We start from the raw sequence: 22,380 nt of genomic DNA, 5'->3' as shown, positions 1-22,380 counted from the left end.
GTGAATTATGTCCCGTAAAGAGCTAGCCAATGCCATTCGCGCCCTCAGCATGGATGCCGTGCAGAAAGCCAATTCCGGCCATCCAGGCGCACCGATGGGGATGGCCGATATTGCCGAAGTGCTGTGGAACGACTTCCTGAAGCACAACCCAAACGACCCGACCTGGTATGACCGTGACCGTTTTATTCTCTCTAACGGCCATGCTTCAATGCTGCTCTATAGCCTGCTGCATTTGTCCGGTTATGATCTGCCGCTCGACGAGCTTAAAAACTTCCGTCAGTTGCACTCAAAAACCCCGGGCCACCCGGAGCTAGGCTATACGCCAGGCGTTGAAACGACCACCGGTCCGCTGGGCCAGGGGTTAGCCAATGCCGTAGGGCTGGCGATTGCCGAGCGCACGCTGGGGGCACAGTTTAACCAGCCGGATCACGAGATTGTCGATCACTATACCTACGTATTTATGGGCGACGGCTGTTTGATGGAGGGTATTTCCCATGAGGTCTGTTCCCTTGCGGGTACGCTGGGGCTGGGCAAACTGATCGGTTTTTACGATCACAACGGCATATCAATTGATGGTGAAACCGAGGGCTGGTTTACCGACGACACGGCAAAACGTTTTGAGGCCTACCACTGGCACGTGGTGCATGAAATCGACGGGCATGACCCTGAAGCGCTGAAAAAAGCCATTCAGGAAGCACAAAGCGTTAAGGATAAACCGTCCCTGATTATCTGTCGCACGGTCATTGGCTTCGGCTCGCCGAATAAAGCGGGTAAAGAAGAGGCGCACGGCGCAGCGCTGGGTGAAGAGGAAGTGGCGCTGACCCGCCAGAAGCTGGGCTGGAAATACCCGGCATTCGAGATCCCGAAAGAGATCTACAAAGCCTGGGATGCCCGTGAAGAGGGTGAAAAGGCCCAGCAGCGCTGGAACGAGAAGTTTGCCGCCTACAAAAAAGCGCACCCGGAGCTGGCCGCCGAGTTTTCCCGCCGTATGAGCGGCGCACTGCCGCAGGAGTGGGACGCAAAAACCCAGGCCCTGATTAAGGAACTGCAATCCAACCCGGCAAAAATCGCCACCCGAAAAGCATCGCAAAACACCCTGAACGTCATTGGGCCTATCCTGCCCGAGTTGCTCGGCGGCTCGGCGGATCTGGCGCCCAGCAACCTGACGATCTGGTCTGGCTCCACCTCACTGAAAGAGGATATTGCCGGGAACTACATTCACTACGGCGTGCGTGAGTTCGGGATGACCGCCATCGCCAACGGCATCGCCCATCACGGCGGATTTGTCCCTTATACCGCCACCTTCCTGATGTTCGTGGAATATGCGCGTAATGCGGCGCGTATGGCGGCGTTGATGAAGGCGCGGCAGATCATGGTTTATACCCATGATTCAATCGGTCTTGGGGAGGACGGGCCGACGCACCAGGCGGTCGAGCAATTAGCCAGCCTGCGCCTCACCCCAAACTTCAGCACCTGGCGTCCTTGCGATCAGGTTGAAGCGGCGGTGGGCTGGAAGCTGGCCGTGGAGCGCCACAGCGGGCCAACAGCGCTGATCCTGTCGCGCCAGAACCTGGAACAGATTGAGCGCACGCCTGAGCAGGTGAAAAACATTGCCCGCGGCGGCTACATACTTAAAGACAGCGGCGGTAAGCCAGACGTCATTCTGATTGCCACCGGCTCCGAGATGGAAATTACGCTAAAAGCCGCCGAGAAGCTCACTGCCGAAGGCCATGCCGTACGCGTCGTTTCATTGCCTTCAACCGATATCTTTGATGCCCAGGATGAGGCGTACCGGGAATCGGTCCTGCCATCTAACGTTGCGGCTCGCGTGGCGGTTGAGGCCGGTATTGCCGACTACTGGTACAAATACGTCGGGCTTAAAGGCGCCATTGTCGGGATGCACGGCTACGGTGAATCGGCGCCGGCTGACAAGCTGTTCCCGTATTTTGGCTTTACCGTAGAGAACGTGGTGAAGAAAGCGTTGAGCGTGCTGTAACTAGCGCGTGATCCACAGTGTGGGCCAGGCATCTGGCCCATGCCAGTTATCACAAGCTGGCTCTTGGGCATAACGCACCAGACGAAAATGCTGGCCGTCAAAACGCCAGCGTGTCTGGATCCCGCAGTCGCCAATGCCGCGCCCTAACGCCAGGGTGGTCAGTTCCCGCGTTTTCTCTTCGAACCTGGCGTTCATCAACTCCATTTCACTGCTGTCGCCCGGAGGGGTAAACGGCAGGCGCAGCCTGACGCTACGGGCCGAAAAGGGCTTTTTGCGAGAGACCAGCCATGCCAGATCAACGGTATTATACGCCCCCGCTTCACAGCTAACGATCAGCAAGGCTTTGTCATCGGTTAAGGCGGTAACTCGCACTTCACGGCGGTTCGGATCTAACGAACACTGGCTGTTATTCATCCGCCAGGCGCCGTAATCCAGCAGGTCATTCAGCTCGGTATGGGAAAGGGGCATCGGCGTCGGGTTAACTATCGCCACCTTCTTTAAAGGGGGGGCGGGTGGTACGCTTAACGGCGGATCGTCGCCTTTTTTAATCCAGGCCGTTTCGCTCCCGACGCGTTCTTGCTGAGAGTCGATAAACAGCAGCGCGGCTTTCAGGCCGTCCAGCGAAAGGGTCTGCCTGCCGTCGCGCAATGTCAGCGCCCGCCCTTCCTGAATAGTCTTCAAAAATGCCGCGATGGTCACCGCATCGTCCGTCTTCAGGTGCCAGGGCGTCAATTGCCAGTGCAACGCCGCAAGCTTAAGTGAGGCCTTATCCAGCAGCAGCCGAGGGGCAATCTCCGGCTCTTTCACGGCGGGGGCGGAAAGCCCCCCGAGATCGATACGCAGCGTAGCATCTGTTCTCGCGCCAGCACTTCGGCTAAGCGTCATCACCAGGCCGTGATGTTCACCGGTATTGCGCGCAACGCAAAAATTCTGGTTATTGCAGGTGACCTGCCAGTCTGAAAATGATTGCTGGGCGGGCGCAGCCCACGCCAGCGGCGCGGGGAGGAGGCAAAATAAGAACAGAATAAAAACGCAGTGACGCATGAGTGGCACAACCCCGGAAATGAAGACATCTTTCTGATCGGTATCTTCGTGTTACAACCTGGCGTGCTCAATCGGATTTATCGGATAGATTTATACGAAACACAATTCACTACCGTTCGAAAGACGTGTTCATTAAGCCAGATGTTTGTAAATATTGCAACAATATTACCGTTTTACCGTCTTTAATTTCGCCAGATTTGACCATCTCCAGTGCCCGGTAAAACGGCAGCTCCAGCACGTCTATGTCTTCATCCTCAACGCCGCCCCCCCGGTGGGCCCGCTGTGCATCGCTGTATTCGGCAATGAAGAAATGGATAAGCTCAGTCACCCCGCCTGGCGACATAAAGAGTTCGAAGACTTTCTTGACCTCGCCCACGACAAAGCCGGTCTCTTCTACGGCCTCTTTGCGAATACAGACCTCGGGTTCGTCATCATCAAGCAGGCCTGCGCAGGTTTCAATCAGACGTCCGTCCGGGTTGCCATTCACCCATGTCGCCACCCGAAACTGGCGGATCAATACGACGCTCTGTTTTTCCCGGCTGTAGAGCATAATGGTTGCCCCATTGCCGCGGTCGTACACCTCACGTTTGTGGCGGATCACCTCGCCGTTATTGCGCGTTAAATCGTAGGTAATGTTACGCAGGACAAAGTAATTTTCAGAAAGGATTTTGTCTTTGATAATGTCTATTTTCAGGGTCATAGGGGCTCCAGGACATAATGAGGGTAGTAATACTACGCCGCACGCGCCGCGTTGTCGCCCGTCGGATTGCGAACGGCTTTGGCGCTGGCAGGTAAAAAACGGTAAAAGGGCCTGCGTGGCGAAAAGCGCATGATAATTTACACTATCTCCTTTATTTCTCCACGTTTGGTCTGCGTCTTGCCGCTAAAGTGATGCGGGCAATAAATAATGACGTGCTGCAAAACGAGGTCACTTTTTCATGGCGAATTTTTTCATCGATCGCCCCATCTTTGCCTGGGTGCTTGCCATTCTGTTGTGTCTGACAGGGGTCCTGGCCATAACTTCACTTCCTGTTGAGCAATATCCCGACCTGGCGCCGCCAAACGTGCGCGTCACGGCCAACTATCCTGGTGCTTCTGCACAAACGCTGGAAAATACCGTGACCCAGGTTATTGAGCAGAACATGACGGGTCTCGATAACCTGATGTACATGTCCTCGCAAAGTAGCGCCACGGGCCAGGCGACGGTCACCCTGAGCTTTACTGCGGGCACAAACCCGGACGAAGCGGTGCAGCAGGTGCAAAACCAGCTACAGTCAGCCCTGCGCAAGCTGCCGCAGGCGGTACAGAACCAGGGCGTCACCGTGCGTAAAACCGGTGATACCAACATTTTGACTATCGCGTTTGTCTCCACCGATGGGTCCATGGATAAGCAGGATATTGCCGACTACGTTGCCAGCAATATTCAGGATCCGCTCAGCCGTATTAACGGGGTTGGCGATATCGACGCCTACGGTTCGCAGTATTCGATGCGCATTTGGCTTAACCCGGACAAACTCAACAGCGTGCAGATGACGGCGAAAGATGTCACCGACGCCATCGAATCGCAGAATGCCCAGATTGCCGTAGGCCAGCTTGGCGGCACGCCGTCCGTGGACAACCAGGCCCTGAACGCCACCATCAACTCGCAGTCACTGCTACAAACCCCGGAACAGTTCCGTGCTATTACCCTGCGGGTGAATCAGGATGGCTCTGAAGTCCGCCTGGGTGATGTCGCGACCGTGGAAATGGGGGCGGAGAAATATGATTATCTGAGCCGCTTTAACGGTAATCAGGCCTCGGGTTTAGGGGTCAAACTGGCCTCCGGGGCCAATGAAATGGCTACCGCGCAACAGGTCATTGACCGTCTGGACGAGCTTTCCCACTATTTTCCCCACGGTCTGGAGTACAAAGTCGCCTACGAAACCACCTCCTTCGTGAAAGCCTCCATTAAGGATGTGGTGAAAACGCTGCTCGAAGCGATCGCGCTGGTGTTCCTGGTGATGTATCTGTTCCTGCAAAACTTCCGCGCCACGCTTATTCCGACCATTGCCGTTCCGGTGGTGCTGCTTGGCACCTTCGCGGTGCTGTATGCGTTTGGCTACAGTATTAACACCCTGACGATGTTTGCGATGGTGCTGGCAATCGGTCTGCTGGTGGATGACGCCATTGTGGTGGTTGAAAACGTCGAGCGTGTCATGAGCGAGGAAGGTCTCCCTCCGCGTGAGGCCACGCGCAAATCAATGGGGCAGATTCAGGGGGCGCTCGTCGGGATTGCGATGGTCCTCTCGGCGGTATTTATCCCGATGGCCTTCTTTGGCGGAACAACCGGCGCCATTTATCGTCAGTTCTCTATTACCATTGTTTCTGCGATGGTGCTCTCGGTGCTGGTGGCGATGATCCTTACGCCTGCCCTTTGCGCCACGCTGCTCAAGCCGTTGCATAAAGGGGAGCAGCACGGTCAGAAAGGCTTTTTCGGCTGGTTTAACCGCATGTTCAACCGCAATGCGGCGCGCTATGAGGCTGGCGTGGGCAAGATCCTGCAGCGCAGCGTGCGCTGGATGGTGGTGTATGTCCTGCTGCTCGGCGGCATGGTGTTCTTATTCATGCGTCTGCCAACATCGTTCCTGCCGCTTGAGGATCGCGGCATGTTTATCACTTCCGTGCAGCTTCCGAGTGGCTCAACCCAGCAGCAGACCCTGAAAGTGGTGCAGCAGGTTGAGAACTACTTCCACACTAAAGAGAAAGATAACGTCGTTTCTGTTTTCGCAACCGTGGGCTCTGGCCCAGGTGGTAACGGGCAGAACGTCGCGCGGATGTTCGTTCGACTGAAAGACTGGGATCAGCGCGACAGCACCACAGGCTCCTCATTCGCCATTATCGAACGGGCAACTCAAGCCTTCAGCCACATCAAAGAGGCACGCGTTTTCGCCAGTAGTCCGCCCGCCATTAGCGGGCTGGGCAGTTCGGCAGGGTTTGATATGGAATTGCAGGATCACGCGGGGGCCGGGCACGATGCGTTAATGGCCGCACGCGATAAACTGCTCGACCTGGCCGGTAAAGAGCCGCAGTTGACCCGCGTTCGTCACAACGGTCTGGATGATAGCCCGCAGCTACAGGTTGATATCGACCAGCGTAAGGCACAGGCTTTGGGCGTCTCTATTGATGATATTAACGACACGCTGCAAACGGCATGGGGCTCCAGCTATGTGAACGACTTTATGGACCGTGGCCGCGTGAAGAAAGTGTACGTTCAGTCTGCCGCGAAATATCGCATGCTGCCGGATGATATAAACCGCTGGTATGTGCGTAATAACGCGGGCGGCATGGTGCCGTTCTCGGCGTTCGCTACCTCGCGCTGGGAGACAGGTTCGCCGCGCCTGGAACGCTATAACGGCTATTCGGCGCTGGAGATTGTGGGCGAAGCCGCGCCAGGGGTCAGTACCGGTACCGCGATGGATATCATGGAAAAACTGGTGCAGCAGTTACCGACCGGTTTTGGCCTGGAGTGGACGGCGATGTCGTATCAGGAACGCCTCTCCGGCGCTCAGGCGCCAGCGCTTTACGCGCTCTCACTGCTGGTGGTTTTCCTCTGTCTTGCCGCGCTGTATGAAAGCTGGACAGTCCCGTTCTCGGTCATGCTGGTTGTCCCACTCGGCGTTATCGGGGCGCTGCTGGCGACCTGGATGCGTGGGCTTGAAAACGATGTTTATTTCCAGGTGGGGCTGCTCACCGTTATCGGGCTATCGGCGAAAAACGCCATTCTGATTGTTGAATTTGCCAACGAGATGAATGCCAAAGGGCATGAACTCACGGCCGCCACGCTGTACGCCTGCCGTCAGCGCTTGCGTCCGATCCTGATGACCTCTCTGGCGTTTGTCTTTGGGGTGTTACCGATGGCCACCAGCTCGGGCGCGGGTTCTAGCAGCCAGCACGCGGTGGGCACCGGGGTGATGGGCGGCATGATTTCAGCCACCGTGCTGGCTATTTATTTTGTTCCCCTGTTCTTTGTGCTGGTGCGTCGCCGCTTCCCGCTGAAGGAGCGTCCTGAATAACGTTAAGGATATGGCAGATATAAAAAAGGCGGCACTCAAGCCGCCTGTTTAGTGTGTGATTATTTCACACCATGGTTATTTTACTTATTTAAGTGCTCTTGCAATTCTTACTGAATCTCATTTACGAAGCATGCCTTCGATAAATTCTTTCCAGTTCCCCAGTTCACGTTCAATCATAACAACCTCTCTTATTATTATGGCCATTCTATGGAAATGAAGCATCTTTGTGAAGACAATTTAGGCTATTGCTGTGACACACCCTACTGTCATGGTGGGTGTAGGGTAAATATGAGCGTAACGGAATAAATTTTATGTGATGTATAGCAACATTCAGAAATAACTTTACTGCGGTGTGTGAATTATATGACCCACTGAGTTTATGAGGATTTTAAAGCTTATGGACTTCTATGCGCAAATGATGAAAGAATATTCAGCTTACAGATGTGCGATGAATTAAGAAGGGTTGTAAATTAAGAAAACAGCCGAATGGATTATATTTTACACTGAGAGACATCTTCGAAATTTCTGAACATACATTCATCTTAAGAATAAAAACACTCATTAACAATGATAATAGAAGTTACCTAATAACAGTGAGTTACCTTTACATTTCGATTCCGAATGTACCACTTTCAAAACCTGAGGAATCAATGCAATGCTTGTCGTATAGCTTGTGACTCTATAATTAAACCACCGTCGTCCGCATGATTTCCCGGCTGATAAAGCGTTCACCGTGGCTGCATTCGACTTTCAGTGAGTGGAAGAAGCTTTAGGACTTCTCACCACAACGCCTTAGGCGATCAAACATGATGGCAGGTCAGATGCAGAAAGCGATGGTACGATTACCCTAAAAATTTGCGGCTGTTATAGCAACAATTATTCAAAATTTTTATGCCGCAATAAGCACAATAGCTATAGCCATCTGATTATTAAAGAATAATCATGTTGCTTTCACAATTCCTGAACGTCTGTATGCTACAGGGTATACCCAATCGAAAAGGTAAAACGCCATGAGAAACTACGCTGAACCAAAATTAACTATGTACGGCCTTTCTCCTAAAGTATGCGACACCATCAAAAAAGCCCGCCGCTGGCTGGAGACCAACAACGTCGAATATCGCTTCCACGACTACCGTGCCGACGGGCTTGAGGCAGACTTCCTGCATCACGCCATCGGCGAACTGGGCTGGGAAGCGCTGCTCAATACCCGGGGCACCACCTGGCGCAAACTGGACGAATCCCTGCGAGCCAGCATTGTTGATGGCGACAGCGCGGCAAAACTGATGCTTGAAATGCCGGCAATCATCAAACGCCCATTGCTCTGCGCGCCCGGGCAGCCTATGCTGCTGGGTTTCAGTGAAACCCTTTATTCAGACTTTTTTCGTTGAGGTGTAGTCTATGTCATGCCCGGTCATTGAGCTGACTCAGCAGCTTATTCGCCGTCCTTCCCTAAGCCCGGACGATGCAGGTTGTCAGGCATTAATGATTGAGCGCCTGCGTGCCATCGGTTTTACCGTTGAACACATGGATTTTGGCGATACGCAAAACTTCTGGGCCTGGCGTGGTGAGGGTGAAACGCTGGCGTTTGCCGGACACACCGACATAGTGCCCGCAGGCGATGCGGACCGCTGGATAAACCCACCATTTGAGCCTACCATCCGTGACGGCATGCTCTTCGGGCGTGGCGCGGCGGACATGAAAGGCTCGCTGGCGGCGATGGTCATTGCGGCCGAGCGCTTTGTTGCCCAGCATCCAGACCATAAAAACCGCCTCGCGTTTTTGATTACCTCCGATGAAGAAGCCAGCGCACACAACGGCACCGTGAAGGTGGTTGAAGCCCTGATGGCACGTAACGAACGTCTGGATTATTGTCTGGTGGGCGAGCCGTCCAGCAATGAAGTTGTAGGCGATGTAGTAAAAAACGGTCGTCGTGGCTCAATGACCTGCAATCTGACTATTCATGGCGTTCAGGGCCACGTTGCCTATCCGCATCTGGCTGACAACCCGGTTCATCGCGCAGCCCCGATGCTGAACGAACTGGTGGGCATTGAGTGGGACAACGGTAACGCTTTCTTCCCGCCAACCAGCATGCAGATTGCCAACGTGAAGGCCGGAACCGGCAGCAACAACGTGATCCCGGGTGATTTCTTTGTTCAGTTTAACTTCCGCTTCAGCACGGAACTGACCGATGAGATGATTAAAGCCCGGGTGATTACATTGCTGGAAAAGTATGAATTACGCTACACCGTTGAATGGTGGGTTTCCGGCCAGCCGTTCCTGACGCAGCGCGGAAAACTGGTGGATGCGGTAGTGAACGCTATCGCGCACTATAATGAAATTAAGCCCCAACTGCTGACCACAGGCGGTACCTCGGACGGACGTTTTATTGCCCGGATGGGGGCACAGGTTGTCGAACTGGGTCCGGTAAACGCGACAATTCACAAGATCAACGAATGTGTGAATGCGGCAGATTTACAACTGCTGGCCCGTATGTATCAACGTATCATGGAGCAACTCGTCGCCTGACGGTTGCTCAGAGAAGGAATAGCGAATGGATTGGCTTTCAAAGTACTGGTGGATTCTGGTGCTGGTGTTTTTAGTGGGCGTGCTGCTTAACGTGATTAAAGATCTGAAGCGCGTTGACCACAAAAAATTCCTCGCCAACAAACCGGATCTCCCGCCGCATCGTGACTTTAACGATAAGTGGGACGATGAAGACGACTGGCCGAAGAAAGATCAGAAGAAGTAATTGTCATTCCCCTCACCCTATAAGGGAGAGGGGAAACAATCACATAAATTCGACAATATCACCATCATTCGGCTTAGCGCCGCTGAGCGCTTCGTCGAAGTAGTGCTTCGGCACGGTGTAACGCAAATGGTCGAGCGCAAACTGCATGCTGCGATCGTCAATAGCATGCCCCAGATCCTCGACGATATCTAGCGTGACATCCCCGCCTTCACGAATGAGCGCCTCCTGGGCAGCCACCGCGTGAGCCAGATCGATTACCCTGTCTTCACCACCGTGGATCAGGTGAATGGTGGTATGCGTAGTGGCCCGCTGCGGCAACGTCGCAAAGCGTCCGTTAAATGCAATGACGCGCGAAGCCAGACCCGGCTCCGCCTTCACGCTCTCAAGCGACATAATCGACCCCTGCGAGAAGCCAATCAGCGCGGTGGCGTTAGCCTCCACGCCGCTCTGCTGCTGCCAGTAGCGCACGATTTCGATAAAAGCAGGCATGACGGCATCAATGCGCGCCTGACGGTTCTCTTCGGTCACGCCCTGCACGGAGAACCACTGCCGGCCATCCGGGCCGCATGGCTCCACGCCACCAATGCTGATAATCAGCGCGTCCGGGAATATCGGTGCGAACCAGCTGCCAATCTGTCCCATGTTGACGGCATTATCGCCAACCCCATGAAACAACAGCAGTAACTGTTTAGCCAGTGTATCGGGGCGTTGAACAATAAAATGGTCATGTTTCATGGCGGTCTCCTTAATTGATGGACTGGATCCTACGCCTTTGCGCAGTAATGACCATGCCACTTTACTGAAGAAGTCATTGAAAAAATTGCCATTGCACTACGTCGTGTTTCAACTGCTGACAGCGCTCAGGATCCAGGCTTTCAAGTCCTTGCGCAGTTTCAACACGCAGCCGGGTAAGCAACGCTTTTCGTCCGGCCTCAGAGGTCTCTCCCTGCATTTTCCCGCGCAGCGCCAAAAGCGGAAGGTCTACGTTTAACAGCAGGCGCGTTAACGCCGCGACGGAGGTCGAAAAGGCGCGGTGCGTGAAAGCAAACCCCGCCAGCTCCAGCCAGTCGTCATCATTAAGGGTAGCGTCAAAGCAATCGGGCACGGGGATCTTTTCGTCATTCCGGGCCGACAGTACGCGCATATCCCGGCACAGACGTTGATGCTGCTGTTGGCATAATGCCCGCCCTGCGTCGCTTAGCGGCAGCATCGCCATTGCCGTATGGCATCCGCTGCTGGCTTCGCGGTGGCTGCCCATGCGCACCAGCACAAAACCGCATCGTTGCCAAAAACGCCACAGCTCATCGGTATAGCCAAAACTTACCGAGAGATAATCCTCGCCGCAGGCAGTGCGGATTAACGCCTGCCCGATCCCTTCCCGCTGGCGATGAGGATGCACGGCAATACGGGTAATTCGCCGTCCCTTAAGGGTAGCAGCCAGCGGAGAGCTGCCATGTGCCGCCAGGGACTGGGCCACCAGGTTGCCGCGAGGACGACGAAAGCCCGCCCAGACTGCGCGGCTAAGCCCGGGGCTTAACCCCCCTTCATCCACCAGCCAGAGCGCCCCCGCAATACGGGAAGCCGTTTTTGCCACAGCGAAGTGCTGCCCCGGCGCATCCATCATACGCCGTAAATCCAGCGGTGAGGTGCGGTAGTGTGCCGCACACAGTAGTTCATATACGCTCGCTGCAAACGCGGGCTGGCGCTCCCATGCCCGAGGCGAAAGCGATGTCAAACTCACCTCGCCCTGCGGTATTTCATCGACAGGCGCGTCGTCAAACAGCAGCGCTTTCGCCACCACTCTCTCAAGCGGGCAGCCACTCGCCCAGCGAATGGGCGTTGATAAGGTATAGTGTTTTAAGGCGCTAAATCGGGCGCAGAACTTGAGCAGAAAACCGCGCCCCGTCCCTTCGTAGCCCTGAACCGTGGTCGTCAACAGGATGCGAGGAAAGCGTGCAGCCAGCCTCTCAAGCAGCGGGCCTGGGATTGCCGCCGCTTCATCAACAATCAGCCAGTCGGCCAGCACGCCGGAGGCCAGTAAGGCATCCGGGGCCATAAACTGAAAATGCTCTCCGGCGAAACGGGCAATCACTTGCGTTGCGGCTTTGGCCGGCGCGGTGACAATGGCGCTCCCCTGCACACGCTCAAGCAACATTCCCGCCAGGGCTGATTTCCCCCGCCCACGCGCCGCCGTGACGGCAACAATCCCCGTTTCCATGCCCTCGATCGCCGCCAGGATCGCTGCCTGTTCGCGCTGCGGCGCACCGCTGGCAGGTTGCCAGTCTTGAGATTCAGGAGCAGGAGGAAGGACGCAAGGCTGATTTTGCTGCCAGACGAGGGTCTCAGGATCGGATGAAATTATCCGGCAAAAATGGCGAATAAAATGCGGAGTGGCGATGGGCTCAGCACTGTCGCTCCAGCGCAGGGAATCGCTATCGGGCCTGTCCGCCCAGTCGGAAAACGGCGGCACCAGTAGAACCAGCAGGCTACCGGCTCGCAAGGTGCCGCTGAGTGCGGCAAAGGCGGATACGTCAAACCCGACGCGGGCGTCGAATACCGCGTGCCGGAACTCGCGTCCCAGTAGCCCACCGATGGCTTTTGAGGCGTTATCCCCCAGCCACAGCCAGTCCCCCGACAGGGCATCACGCAGGGCATGAGCCTGCGTAAGTGTCCAGTGCTCATCCCCGCTAAGCACCACCAGCCGACGATGGCCCTTACGCTCAAGCAGGTTTATCAGCTGTTCAAACGCCTGCATTACATGGCTTTGCCGAAGGTATTACACTGCGCCGGATCGCCGCTGTCGAACCCGCGCTTAAACCAGCTGTAACGTTGCTCAGAGCTGCCGTGGGTGAAGCTGTCAGGTACCACACGCCCCTGGCTCTGCTGCTGAAGACGGTCGTCGCCAATGGCCTGGGCGGCATTCAGGGCCTCTTCCAGGTCACCGGACTCCAGCACGCCCTGCTGCTGCATACTGTGGCCCCAGACGCCCGCGAAGCAGTCCGCCTGCAGCTCCATACGCACCGACAGACGATTAACTTCAGCCTGGGACGCATTTTGCTGGAGCTGGCGCACTTTTGGTTCGATGCCCAGCAGCTTTTGCACGTGATGCCCAACTTCATGCGCAATGACGTAGCCCTGGGCAAAATCGCCGTCAGCGCCAAGCTTGCTTTTCATGTCGTCATAGAAAGAGAGATCGATATAGACGGTGCTGTCAGCCGGACAGTAGAAAGGCCCCATTACCGACTGCCCGGTGCCGCAGCCGGTGCGCGTTGTGCCACGGTACATCACCAGTTTTGGCGGCTGCCAGGCGCGCCCCATTTTCTCAAACTGCTGGCCCCAGGTGTCTTCCGTGGTGGCGAGAATAACGGAGGTAAACCTGGCGGCTTCATCCTCATTGGGGCTGATGGAGCGCTGAGATTGTTGCTCTTGCTGTACAGGTTCACCTGTCATTAAACCCGTGAGATCAACGCCGTAGTAGCCTGCCACCAGCACCACAACCAGCAGGATAATCCCTCCCTTGCCGCTGGGTAACCGAAAGCCGGGGCCGCCCATTGAAGGCCCCCCGCCGCCACTGCTGCGCCTGTCTTCTACATTGTCACTCTCACGACGCCCTTGCCAGCGCATAACCACCTCGAACTATTCCATTTATAATAGCTATGATCGTAGGCGGTTAACGACAAGATTACCATAGGAAACAAAGGCAAGACGCCAAAGGATGCGTACATCCTTTGGCAACAGAGGAGGTTAGTCGAGCTTAACGCCTAAACGGTGTGCTACCGCTTCGTACGCTTCAATCAGGCCACCCAGGCTCTGGCGGAAGCGATCTTTGTCCATTTTATCCAGCGTTTCTTTATCCCACAGGCGGCTGCCGTCGGGTGAGAATTCATCACCCAGCACCACTTCGCCTTTGAACAGGCCGAACTCCAGCTTGAAATCGACGAGGATCAGCCCCGCGTCATCGAACAGTTTTTTCAGCACGTCGTTGGCTTTGTAGGTCAGTTCCTGCATACGGGCCAGATTCGCTTTACTCACCCAACCAAAGGTTTCGCAGTAAGATTCATTGACCATGGGGTCATGCATGGCGTCATTTTTCAGGAACAGATCAAACAACGGTGGGTTCAGTTCAATGCCTTCCTCAATACCCAGACGCTTCACCAGAGAGCCCGCGGCGCGGTTGCGAATGACACACTCAACCGGCACCATATCCAGTTTTTTCACCAGACACTCCGTATCGGACAGTAAGGCCTCCATCTGAGTTGGGATACCCGCTTCGGCCAGTTTGCTCATAATGAAATGGTTGAACTTGTTGTTCACCATGCCTTTACGATCGAATTGCTCAATACGCGCGCCATCCCCTGCTGATGTATCATTGCGGAACTCGAGCACCAACAGATCCGGGTTTTCGGTGCTGTATACGGTCTTCGCTTTGCCACGATACAACTCAGCTTGCTTCTGCATCTTCATTACTCCTGGTGTGATAATTTGTGTTCAAAACGGAAGATATTATGCCACGCACACGTTTGCGTGGCACGAAAATAAAAGGGCTGGATTCACCAGCCCTTGTATTTATTTGCTGAATGCCGCCTGGAAGACGGCGACCAGCGCATCGTTCTGCGACTGGGTCAGCGTATGACCTTTCGGATCGATAAACTGCAGGCTACTGCGGTTATCGAGGTCACCGACCTGAATTTTGTAATCGCCTGACGCCAGCTGTGGATCACGTGCGCCCAGCTCCTGCCATGCGCTCTCAGACAGCGGCTTGTAGGTCGCCGTCATGCTGCCGGTTGAGCGCGTACTGTCAGTCACTTTCATGCCCACTTTTTCAAGCGTTGCCGGCAGGCGCTGCCAGGCCTGGTTGAATGGTGCACGAACCACCAGCATTGGCAGGCCGGTATCATCCGCAGCACTTTGCACGTCGAAGGTCGCACCGTTGCGGCTCTGCGCGGCGTTGGCAGCGTCAGAAGCGTTCTTATCCAGACCTGCGGCAATCACGTTCAGCAATTGGGTGCTGTAGCGCTGCATGGACGACGCATCTGCAACCGGTTTGCCCGCCTGCTCCAGGTTCAACAGCTTAACGGTCACCGCCTGCTGATAACCCTGCGGTTTAACGGAGACTTGATAACGACCACGGTACTGCTGATCTTCATCCAGACGGTTCCATTCGATCCAGTCGGTGGTTAACGTCTGGCTGGCATCGTCGCGTTTATCCACACTGTAGTTATTCGACTGGATAACGCTGACAACCTGCGGCCACAGCGAGCTACCGCGCGCGCTTTCAACCAGCAAAGACGCCGTATCACCTGTAAACTGGGTACGCGCCCCACTCACCAGCGCCAGAGGCTGAGCTGGCGGACGAATATCGAGCGCTTTACCGACCTGGCCGCTGCCGTGGGTCACGGGAATATTGAAATCACCGTTCTGAAGCGGCAGGATCATGCCAGCCGGTGCGTGAAGTTCAGCAAGCGGTGCCGCATCCAGATAGGATTCATCACCGCTCACCTGGCGCTTGTAGCGCGAGTCTGAACTACAGGCAGCGAGCAGCATAACAAGCGAAACACTCGCAACCTTCGCCAGGCGCGACTTCTGTACTGAATAAGCCATCAAATCTCCCTAAACTCTACAGCAAACCGGCATGCTTGAGCGCGCCAGCGACGATGTCACGACCGTGGTCGGTAATCGGTGTCATTGGCAAACGCAGCGTATCGGTCGCTACAAGTCCCAACGCCTTACATGCCCATTTCACTGGGATCGGATTGGGTTCGACAAATAATTGAGTGTGCAAAGGCATCAGACGCTGATTAATCACGCGCGCGTCATCAAAATGACCCGCTGCCGCCAGTTTGCACATTTCCGCCATATCGCGGGCCGCAACGTTCGCCGTTACGGAAATCACGCCATGACCACCAAGCTGCATAAAGTCCAGCGCGGTCGCATCGTCGCCGCTCAACAGGATAAAGTCATCTGAAACCAGCTCTTTGATCTGATGAACGCGGCTTAAGTTCCCCGTCGCCTCTTTAATCGCGATAATATTTTTTACTTTCGAGAGGCGGCCGACGGTTTCCGGCTGCATATCGCAGCCCGTACGGGATGGCACATTATACAGAATTTGCGGCAAGTCAGTATGTTCAGCGATGGCTTTGAAATGCTGGAACAAACCTTCCTGTGTAGGACGGTTATAGTATGGCGTGACCGTCAGGCAGCCAACAATGCCGCTGTCGTTAAAACGTTGAGTCAGGCTGATAGCTTCTGCGGTGGCATTAGCGCCCGTACCCGCGATGACAGGAATCCGCCCGTCAGCCAGCTCAAGGGTCAGCATAACCACATCGCCGTGCTCTTCATGGCTCAGCGTTGCAGATTCACCGGTAGTCCCTACCGATACGATCGCCGAGGTTCCATTGGCGACATGGTAATCAATCAGCTTTTTCATGCTGGAGCGGCAGACATTACCTTTTTCATCCATCGGTGTAACAAGCGCGACAATACTTCCCGTGAACATGGGCCATCCTCTGTGCGAACAAGAGTCTCAATGTTACGTTTGGAACTGCAATAAAAGCAAGCGACCTGAGGCTCTCAGGCGGTTGTATGCATGTTTTTTTTATGCTTTCCTTAGGAAGACTTAACCACGCAAAGGAAGAACAGGTTTGACAACCTCATCACAACATTACCTGGTTATCACTGCGCTGGGTGCCGACAGATCGGGTATCGTGAACACCATCACCCGCCACGTAAGCCGTTGCGGCTGCAATATTGAAGACAGCCGCCTGGCGATGCTGGGCGAAGAGTTCACCTTTATTATGCTGCTTTCCGGCACGTGGAATGCCATAACGCTTATTGAATCGACCCTGCCGTTAAAAGGGGCAGAGCTGGATTTGCTGATCGTCATGAAGCGCACCACGGCGCGCCCGCGCCCGGCGTTGCCTTCCACCGTGTGGGTGCAGGTTGAAGTACCGGATTCACCTCATTTGATTGAGCGTTTTACCGCGCTGTTTGACAGCCATCAGATGCACATTGCCGAGCTGGTATCCCGAACGCAGATTAGCGATACCTCCCCTCTTCCGCTGCTGTTTATCCAGATTACCGCCCACAGTCCTGCCTCGCAGGATGCATCAAATATCGAGCAAGCGTTTAAAGCCCTCTGTACAGAATTAAACGCGCAGGGCAGTATAAGCGTCGTCGACTATTCGCAGCATGAACAGAATGGAGTTGAGTAATGAATCCACTGAAAGCCGGTGACATCGCACCGAAATTTAGCTTACCGGATCAAGACGGCGAGCAAGTAAATTTGACCGACTTCCAGGGACAGCGTGTTCTGGTCTATTTCTACCCGAAAGCCATGACGCCGGGCTGTACCGTGCAGGCCTGCGGCTTGCGCGATAACATGGATGAGTTGAAAAAAGCCGGGGTCGAAGTGCTGGGTATCAGCACCGATAAGCCGGAGAAGCTGTCGCGTTTTGCCGAGAAAGAGATCCTGAATTTCACCCTGCTGTCCGATGAAGCGCACCTGGTCTGCGAGCAGTTTGGCGTGTGGGGCGAGAAGTCCTTTATGGGCAAAACCTACGACGGCATTCACCGCATAAGCTTCCTGATTGACGCTGATGGCAAAGTGGAACACGTGTTCGATGACTTCAAAACCAGCAATCACCACGACGTGGTATTGAACTGGCTGAAGCAAAGCGCCTGATAAACGCACAACGGCAACCTCGGTTGCCGTTTCTCATGGACCTGAGTCAGGGCAGCATTCAGGTCTCGTCTACCGCAGGCACGTCCGGCCATGCGTGGACTACCGCTTTAATCAGCGTTGCCAGCGGGATCGCAAAGAACACGCCCCAGAATCCCCACAGCCCGCCGAAGATCACCACCGACAGAATGATCACCAGCGGATGCAGGTTAACCGCCTCTGAAAACAGTACCGGCACCAGCAGATTGCCATCCAGCCCTTGAATGATCAGATACACCGCAAAACAACTCCAGAATTCGGTGCCCAGGCCAAACTGGAACAGGGCGACACCGACCACCGGAATGGTCACCACAAACGCGCCGATGTAAGGAATAAGAACCGAGAACCCCACCAGCACTGCCAGCAGCAGTGAGTAATTCAGACCAAAGATCACAAAGCCAATCCAGGTCGCCACCCCCACCACAATCATCTCCAGCACCTTGCCGCGAATGTAGTTGGTTATCTGCTGATTCATCTCTTCCCAGACCTGCCCTGCCAGCCCGCGGTTGCGCGGCAGTATGCGGCGTACAGCATTCAGCATCTGATCTTTATCTTTGACCAGGAAGAACACCATTAACGGAACGAGGACCAGATAGACCGCAATCGTTAGTAACCCGACCAGCGACGCGAGAGAGTACTTCACCACCGAATCGCCCATGGTCATGATGCGGGCGCGCATGTTTTCTGCCATAACATCAATAATCCCGGCATCCATCAGCGCGGGATAACGACGCGGCAGCGTGGCGGCAAAATCAGAAAGCTTATTCAGCATGCCGGGCATGTCGCGGATCAGGTAGATGCCCTGCTGCCAGGCAACAGGCATCACCACAAATGACATCAGCAGCAGGATACCGACAAACAGTATCAGCACAATGCTGGTCGCCCAGCGACGGGAACAGCCGATATTTTCCAGACGCGCCGTGGGCCACTCCAGTAGGTAAGCCAGCACAATCGCCACCAACAGAGGCGCGAGCAGGCCACTAAAGAAGAACAGAATACCGAACCCGGCAAGTAGAATAACCAACAAAGCAATGGCTTCCGGATCGCTAAAACGACGTCGGTACCACTGCATTAACATTTCGAGCATACAACCCTTCCCTGAAGCGGATGGCGGGAGAGAAAGGGGGAATTGTATCTAAATGTCACAAAAAAGACTTTCCTTTTTGTACCACTGTAACGTTTCGCAAAACCCTGATGAATGGGATTTTCTTCATGCCTGAACACAGCTACACTCGCAGGGCAGTGGAGATGAACGTTACGCGGGTTCATCGGTCAAATTAGCACATCCAACATACAGGACAGTGGTTATGTTCAGGCAGTTGAGAAAAACACGGGTTGCGACTCTGATTGCCGTACTGGCGGTCGGTCAGGTATTGCCTGCTTTTGCTGACTCGTCCGATTCATTGCCGGATATGGGTACCACAGCGGGAAGCACGCTCTCCATTGGTCAGGAGATGCAAATGGGTGATTATTATGTTCGTCAGCTACGCGGCAGCGCCCCGCTGATCAACGACCCTTTGCTGGTACAGTACATCAACGGTCTGGGGATGCGCCTGGTTGCGCATGCCGACTCGGTGAAAACGCCCTTCCACTTCTATTTAATCAATAACGACGAAATCAACGCCTTCGCCTTCTTTGGCGGTAACGTGGTACTGCATTCGGCGTTATTCCGCTACGCCGATAACGAAAGCCAGCTGGCGTCGGTAATGGCGCACGAAATTTCGCACGTCACCCAGCGCCACCTGGCGCGGGCAATGGAAGACCAAAAGCGTAATGCCCCGCTGACCTGGGTCGGCGCGCTCGGTTCCATTCTGTTAGCCATGGCCAGCCCGCAGGCGGGGATGGCGGCACTGACCGGTACGCTGGCGGGTACGCGTCAGGGCATGATCAGCTTTACCCAGCAAAACGAGCAGGAAGCGGACCGCATCGGGATCCAGGTCCTGCAGCGCGCGGGCTTTGACCCGCAGGCAATGCCAGGCTTTTTGGAAAAACTGCTCGATCAGGCGCGTTACTCCACGCGTCCACCGGAAATCCTGCTTACCCACCCCTTACCGGAAAGCCGCCTGTCGGATGCACGTAACCGTGCAAACCAAATGCGCCCGGTAGTGGTGCAATCGTCACAAGCCTTCTACATGGCGAAAATCAGAACCCTGGGCATGTATAATAATGGCCGTAACCAGCTCACCAGCGATCAGCTCGATGCACTCGCCCGAGGCAACGTGCGTGAGAAAAACGCGGCCCAGTATGGTCAGGCGCTGCAGGCAATGGAAGCCGGCAAATACGACGAGGCGCGTCGGGCACTCCACCCCCTGCTGGCCGCCGAACCGAATAACCCGTGGTATCTCGATCTCGCAACCGATATCGACCTCGGACAGAAAAAAGCGAGTGAGGCGATTAACCGCCTGAAAGCGGCGAAAGACGTGCGCACCAATCCGGTGCTGCAACTAAACCTGGCGAACGCTTACTTACAGGGCGGGCAGCCGGCAGAAGCGGCAACCATCCTCAACCGCTACACCTTTAACAATAAAGACGATCAAAACGGCTGGGATCTGCTTGCTCAGGCCCAGGCCCAACTGGGCAACCGCGACCAGGAGCTGGCGGCACGCGCTGAAGGTTTCGCGCTGGTCGGTCGTCTTGACCAGGCCATCTCCATGTTGAGCAGCGCCAGCTCGCAGGTCAAACTCGGCAGCCTGCAACAGGCCCGCTACGACGCACGCATCGACCAGCTACGCAGCATGCAGCAACGCTTCAAACCGTATACGAAGATGTAATAAAGGAGAGTTCACGTCATGACAGACGCGGTAACGATTTACCATAACCCTCGCTGCTCCAAAAGCCGCGACACGCTCAGCCTGCTCACGTCTAACGGCGTCGAACCGCAGGTGGTACTGTATCTACAGACGCCGCCGGATGCGCAGACGCTTCGCCAGCTGTTACACCTGCTGGGGATGGGCAGCGCGCGCGAGTTGATGCGCCAAAAAGAGGATCTGTATACGTCGCTCAATCTGAATGACCCTAAGCTTAGCGAAGAGCAGTTAATTCAGGCAATGGTTGAAAATCCAAAGCTGATTGAACGCCCGATTGTGGTGGCAAACGGTCAGGCGCGTATTGGTCGCCCGCCGGAAGAGGCGCTGCAAATTCTTTAACGCCTTTGCCGCAGCGTTTCCAGAAACGCCTGCGGCGTGCTGTCGCCTAACTTTTTCTGTGTTTTCCCCCGGTTATAAAACTCGCACAGTTGAATCAACAGATCGCCTGCTGATTCACGCTTTACGCGAGGAATAATCTCCCCCAGCGCCGCCACCTGCAGAGCATTTTGTTTATGCACATGCGAATTGACGGCAACGTTACCCTCTGGCAGCGTCAACTCAAAACCAAACGTCTCAACAGATTGGATAAGTACCGGGCAGGCTGTCAGCAAGGCCCGCGTGAAGTGCGCAAGCAACTGCGACGATACTCTCGCGTATAGCCGGGCATAGCACCAGCCGCTCACCGGTTCCCGCGCCGACAGCAGATATTGCTCGCCACCGTCGTCCATATGCAGCGATAAAGGCAAATGACGTATGACCAGCTGGATACGGCCTATAGGGATGGCGACACGCTGGCATTTGGCGCCGTGGGCAATCTGGAGGATATCGCCAACCCGGTGCGCGTGGCTTATGCCCTCAGCCGTCAGCGCTATAACAGTCTGCTGGTCGGCCAGTTTATGAAATAACGCGGGTGCTGGGCTATGAGCTGAGCGGACTGATGACGCAAAATGAGCCGTTACGTCATGCGCTTACCGACGCGGGTAAACAGAGCGGAGATGAAGTGTGGTCACTGCCGCTGGATGCGCGGCTGAAAAAGCAGACCGATAGCGCCATCGCCGATCTGAGCAATACCCCAACCAACAATGCGGCGATCAGCGCCTCGGCGGGGTGGCTGCTGCATCATTTTTGCCCGCCGTCCATACCGTGGGCGCATCTGGATATTAGCGGTACGGTGCTGTGGCGTGAGCATGGACGAAGCGTGGCGTCGGGGAGACCGATTCCGCTTTTAGTCGAGCATGTGTTGCGGGATCTGGCCTGACAATTTCGCCCGGTGACGGCAGCGCCTTCCCGGGTGAGCAGACTTAAAGCTTGAGGATATCTTTCACAAACGGGATGGTTAGCTTGCGCTGGGCAGTAATAGACGCGCGATCGAGCTGATCGAGGGTATCAAAGAGCGTGCGCATTTCCCTGTCCAGACGCTTGAGCAGGAAACGGCCAACGTCTTCAGGCAGTTCAAATCCGCGCTGCTTTGCGCGCAACTGTAGCGCCTGGAGCTTGTCTTCATCAGACAGCGGCTGCAGCTTATAAATTTGTCCCCAGTCCAGACGCGAAGCCAGATCCGGCAAGCCCAGGTTGAGCTGGCGCGGCGGACGATCGCCGGTTATCAGCAACCGGGTTTTACCCGATTCCAGAATACGGTTGTAGAGATTGAAGATCGCCATTTCCCATGGCTCATCCCCCGCCACGCATTCGATATTGTCGATGCAGACCAGCGAGAGATATTCCATACCCTCCAGCACGTCAGGCACAAACCAGGTGCGTTTATCCAGCGGCACATAGCCTACCGCATCCCCGCGGGCAGAAAGCTCCGCACAGGCGGCATGTAACAGGTGGCTGCGTCCCGCGCCTTCGCGTGACCAGATATAGATGTATCCGCTGTGTTCCTGACGCAGTACGTTTTGCAGTGCCGCCAGTAAAGAGGGGTTATCACCCGGCCAGAAACTCGCGAAAGTTTCGTCGTCAGGTAAATAGAGTGGCAGTGAGAGCTGTGCCGGTCCGTTCAGAAATACCTCAAC

General features: G+C 55.2%; 20 protein-coding genes and 4 pseudogenes. 11 read left to right on the top strand and 13 right to left on the bottom strand.

The features are described from left to right. Window positions 1–7: 7 nt before the first annotated feature. The gene (gene tkt, locus NL510_RS07120; RefSeq protein WP_253382901.1) at window positions 8–1,996 is read left to right on the top strand and encodes a transketolase; all 1,989 of its coding nucleotides are present in this window, start codon (window positions 8–10) and stop codon (window positions 1,994–1,996) included. Here the strand turns inward: tkt and NL510_RS07115 are convergent, their stop codons facing one another. Beyond that, complete coding sequence (locus NL510_RS07115; protein ID WP_253382899.1) at window positions 1,997–3,040, bottom strand: DUF1176 domain-containing protein; 1,044 nt, start codon at window positions 3,038–3,040, stop codon at window positions 1,997–1,999. A gap of 109 nt (window positions 3,041–3,149) precedes the next feature. Continuing rightward, the gene (nudK, locus tag NL510_RS07110; protein ID WP_253382897.1) at window positions 3,150–3,740 is read right to left on the bottom strand and encodes a GDP-mannose pyrophosphatase NudK; all 591 of its coding nucleotides are present in this window, start codon (window positions 3,738–3,740) and stop codon (window positions 3,150–3,152) included. A gap of 238 nt (window positions 3,741–3,978) precedes the next feature. Here nudK and acrD point away from each other — a divergent pair, with 238 nt between their 5' ends. Beyond that, entirely contained in the window at window positions 3,979–7,092 is a 3,114-nt protein-coding gene (gene acrD, locus NL510_RS07105; RefSeq protein WP_253382895.1) for a multidrug efflux RND transporter permease AcrD, read from the top strand. A gap of 117 nt (window positions 7,093–7,209) precedes the next feature. Here the strand turns inward: acrD and ypfM are convergent, their stop codons facing one another. Both ypfM and NL510_RS22865 read right to left on the bottom strand, forming a co-directional pair. Next, complete coding sequence (gene ypfM / locus NL510_RS07100; protein ID WP_253384796.1) at window positions 7,210–7,269, bottom strand: protein YpfM; 60 nt, start codon at window positions 7,267–7,269, stop codon at window positions 7,210–7,212. 514 nt (window positions 7,270–7,783) lie between these two features. Next, window positions 7,784–7,861: pseudogene (locus tag NL510_RS22865) on the bottom strand (IS3 family transposase); the annotation flags it as partial. A gap of 241 nt (window positions 7,862–8,102) precedes the next feature. On the opposite strand from NL510_RS22865, the gene NL510_RS07095 reads away from it, so the two are divergent. From NL510_RS07095 to NL510_RS07085, 3 genes are read left to right on the top strand one after another with little or no spacing between them, the layout of a single operon-like run. After that, window positions 8,103–8,480, top strand: coding sequence for an ArsC family reductase (locus NL510_RS07095; protein ID WP_253382893.1), 378 nt, complete (start codon window positions 8,103–8,105; stop codon window positions 8,478–8,480). A 10-nt stretch (window positions 8,481–8,490) separates the two neighbouring features. Next, window positions 8,491–9,618 (top strand): succinyl-diaminopimelate desuccinylase, encoded by a 1,128-nt coding sequence (dapE, locus tag NL510_RS07090; RefSeq protein WP_253382891.1) that lies wholly within the window; start codon window positions 8,491–8,493, stop codon window positions 9,616–9,618. Window positions 9,619–9,643: 25 nt separating this feature from the next. Next, entirely contained in the window at window positions 9,644–9,841 is a 198-nt protein-coding gene (locus NL510_RS07085) for a YpfN family protein (protein ID WP_000383991.1), read from the top strand. 39 nt (window positions 9,842–9,880) lie between these two features. Here the strand turns inward: NL510_RS07085 and ypfH are convergent, their stop codons facing one another. The 6 genes from ypfH to dapA all read right to left on the bottom strand — a co-directional run bounded on the left by ypfH (window position 9,881) and on the right by dapA (window position 16,337). Further along, window positions 9,881–10,576, bottom strand: coding sequence for an esterase (ypfH, locus tag NL510_RS07080; RefSeq protein WP_253382888.1), 696 nt, complete (start codon window positions 10,574–10,576; stop codon window positions 9,881–9,883). Between the two features lie 73 nt (window positions 10,577–10,649). Then, window positions 10,650–12,596, bottom strand: coding sequence for a tRNA(Met) cytidine acetyltransferase TmcA (locus tag NL510_RS07075; protein ID WP_253382886.1), 1,947 nt, complete (start codon window positions 12,594–12,596; stop codon window positions 10,650–10,652). Then, window positions 12,596–13,465: a KPN_02809 family neutral zinc metallopeptidase gene (gene ypfJ / locus NL510_RS07070; protein ID WP_253382880.1), complete on the bottom strand. Its 870-nt coding sequence runs from the start codon at window positions 13,463–13,465 to the stop codon at window positions 12,596–12,598. The genes NL510_RS07075 and ypfJ overlap by 1 nt, the downstream gene beginning before the upstream one ends. A gap of 120 nt (window positions 13,466–13,585) precedes the next feature. Continuing rightward, complete coding sequence (gene purC / locus NL510_RS07065) at window positions 13,586–14,299, bottom strand: phosphoribosylaminoimidazolesuccinocarboxamide synthase (RefSeq protein WP_253382879.1); 714 nt, start codon at window positions 14,297–14,299, stop codon at window positions 13,586–13,588. Window positions 14,300–14,407: 108 nt separating this feature from the next. After that, window positions 14,408–15,442 carry an outer membrane protein assembly factor BamC gene (gene bamC / locus NL510_RS07060; RefSeq protein ID WP_253382878.1) on the bottom strand — a complete coding sequence of 345 codons (1,035 nt, stop codon included), beginning with the start codon at window positions 15,440–15,442 and terminating at the stop codon, window positions 14,408–14,410. A 16-nt stretch (window positions 15,443–15,458) separates the two neighbouring features. Continuing rightward, the gene (dapA, locus tag NL510_RS07055) at window positions 15,459–16,337 is read right to left on the bottom strand and encodes a 4-hydroxy-tetrahydrodipicolinate synthase (RefSeq protein WP_253382876.1); all 879 of its coding nucleotides are present in this window, start codon (window positions 16,335–16,337) and stop codon (window positions 15,459–15,461) included. Window positions 16,338–16,482: 145 nt separating this feature from the next. Between dapA and NL510_RS07050 the strand changes: the two genes are divergently transcribed. Together NL510_RS07050 and bcp are read left to right on the top strand one after the other, a co-directional pair. Continuing rightward, window positions 16,483–17,052, top strand: coding sequence for a glycine cleavage system transcriptional repressor (locus NL510_RS07050; RefSeq protein ID WP_253382863.1), 570 nt, complete (start codon window positions 16,483–16,485; stop codon window positions 17,050–17,052). Then, window positions 17,052–17,522: a thioredoxin-dependent thiol peroxidase gene (gene bcp, locus NL510_RS07045; RefSeq protein ID WP_253382861.1), complete on the top strand. Its 471-nt coding sequence runs from the start codon at window positions 17,052–17,054 to the stop codon at window positions 17,520–17,522. The genes NL510_RS07050 and bcp overlap by 1 nt, the downstream gene beginning before the upstream one ends. A gap of 58 nt (window positions 17,523–17,580) precedes the next feature. On the opposite strand, the gene NL510_RS07040 is transcribed toward bcp, so the two are convergent. Continuing rightward, on the bottom strand, window positions 17,581–18,645 hold the full coding sequence (locus NL510_RS07040) for an AI-2E family transporter (RefSeq protein WP_253382859.1): 1,065 nt from the start codon (window positions 18,643–18,645) through the stop codon (window positions 17,581–17,583). Between the two features lie 220 nt (window positions 18,646–18,865). Between NL510_RS07040 and bepA the strand changes: the two genes are divergently transcribed. Then, window positions 18,866–20,329 carry a beta-barrel assembly-enhancing protease gene (gene bepA, locus NL510_RS07035; RefSeq protein ID WP_253382856.1) on the top strand — a complete coding sequence of 488 codons (1,464 nt, stop codon included), beginning with the start codon at window positions 18,866–18,868 and terminating at the stop codon, window positions 20,327–20,329. 18 nt (window positions 20,330–20,347) lie between these two features. After that, on the top strand, window positions 20,348–20,704 hold the full coding sequence (gene arsC, locus NL510_RS07030; protein WP_253382854.1) for an arsenate reductase (glutaredoxin): 357 nt from the start codon (window positions 20,348–20,350) through the stop codon (window positions 20,702–20,704). Here the strand turns inward: arsC and NL510_RS07025 are convergent. After that, window positions 20,701–21,117: pseudogene (locus NL510_RS07025) on the bottom strand (XRE family transcriptional regulator); the annotation flags it as partial. The gene arsC and the pseudogene NL510_RS07025 overlap by 4 nt on opposite strands. A gap of 6 nt (window positions 21,118–21,123) precedes the next feature. Between NL510_RS07025 and NL510_RS07020 the strand changes: the two are divergent. Further along, window positions 21,124–21,258 (top strand): annotated as a pseudogene (locus NL510_RS07020) (N(4)-(beta-N-acetylglucosaminyl)-L-asparaginase); the annotation flags it as partial. Between the two features lie 8 nt (window positions 21,259–21,266). Further along, window positions 21,267–21,623: pseudogene (locus tag NL510_RS07015) on the top strand (leucyl aminopeptidase family protein); the annotation flags it as partial. 43 nt (window positions 21,624–21,666) lie between these two features. On the opposite strand, the gene NL510_RS07010 reads toward NL510_RS07015, so the two are convergent. Then, window positions 21,667–22,368: a DnaA inactivator Hda gene (locus NL510_RS07010; protein WP_253384794.1), complete on the bottom strand. Its 702-nt coding sequence runs from the start codon at window positions 22,366–22,368 to the stop codon at window positions 21,667–21,669. Window positions 22,369–22,380: the final 12 nt, after the last annotated feature.

The sequence above is a fragment of the unidentified bacterial endosymbiont genome, assembly GCF_918797525.1.
Taxonomy (GTDB): Bacteria; Pseudomonadota; Gammaproteobacteria; order Enterobacterales; family Enterobacteriaceae; genus Enterobacter.
Note: the sequence above shows the minus strand (reverse complement) of the source record. Positions and strands in the feature narration are given on the sequence as shown.

Coding starts and splice junctions, on each gene's coding strand:
- NL510_RS07095 (WP_253382893.1), top strand. CDS start 8,103: ATGAGAAACTACGCTGAACCAAAATTAACTATGTACGGCCTTTCTCCT.
- NL510_RS07085 (WP_000383991.1), top strand. CDS start 9,644: ATGGATTGGCTTTCAAAGTACTGGTGGATTCTGGTGCTGGTGTTTTTA.
- tkt (WP_253382901.1), top strand. CDS start 8: ATGTCCCGTAAAGAGCTAGCCAATGCCATTCGCGCCCTCAGCATGGAT.
- nudK (WP_253382897.1), bottom strand. CDS start 3,740: ATGACCCTGAAAATAGACATTATCAAAGACAAAATCCTTTCTGAAAAT.
- dapA (WP_253382876.1), bottom strand. CDS start 16,337: ATGTTCACGGGAAGTATTGTCGCGCTTGTTACACCGATGGATGAAAAA.
- acrD (WP_253382895.1), top strand. CDS start 3,979: ATGGCGAATTTTTTCATCGATCGCCCCATCTTTGCCTGGGTGCTTGCC.
- ypfJ (WP_253382880.1), bottom strand. CDS start 13,465: ATGCGCTGGCAAGGGCGTCGTGAGAGTGACAATGTAGAAGACAGGCGC.
- bcp (WP_253382861.1), top strand. CDS start 17,052: ATGAATCCACTGAAAGCCGGTGACATCGCACCGAAATTTAGCTTACCG.
- bepA (WP_253382856.1), top strand. CDS start 18,866: ATGTTCAGGCAGTTGAGAAAAACACGGGTTGCGACTCTGATTGCCGTA.
- dapE (WP_253382891.1), top strand. CDS start 8,491: ATGTCATGCCCGGTCATTGAGCTGACTCAGCAGCTTATTCGCCGTCCT.
- NL510_RS07040 (WP_253382859.1), bottom strand. CDS start 18,645: ATGCTCGAAATGTTAATGCAGTGGTACCGACGTCGTTTTAGCGATCCG.
- ypfH (WP_253382888.1), bottom strand. CDS start 10,576: ATGAAACATGACCATTTTATTGTTCAACGCCCCGATACACTGGCTAAA.
- arsC (WP_253382854.1), top strand. CDS start 20,348: ATGACAGACGCGGTAACGATTTACCATAACCCTCGCTGCTCCAAAAGC.
- NL510_RS07115 (WP_253382899.1), bottom strand. CDS start 3,040: ATGCGTCACTGCGTTTTTATTCTGTTCTTATTTTGCCTCCTCCCCGCG.
- bamC (WP_253382878.1), bottom strand. CDS start 15,442: ATGGCTTATTCAGTACAGAAGTCGCGCCTGGCGAAGGTTGCGAGTGTT.
- purC (WP_253382879.1), bottom strand. CDS start 14,299: ATGCAGAAGCAAGCTGAGTTGTATCGTGGCAAAGCGAAGACCGTATAC.
- NL510_RS07075 (WP_253382886.1), bottom strand. CDS start 12,596: ATGCAGGCGTTTGAACAGCTGATAAACCTGCTTGAGCGTAAGGGCCAT.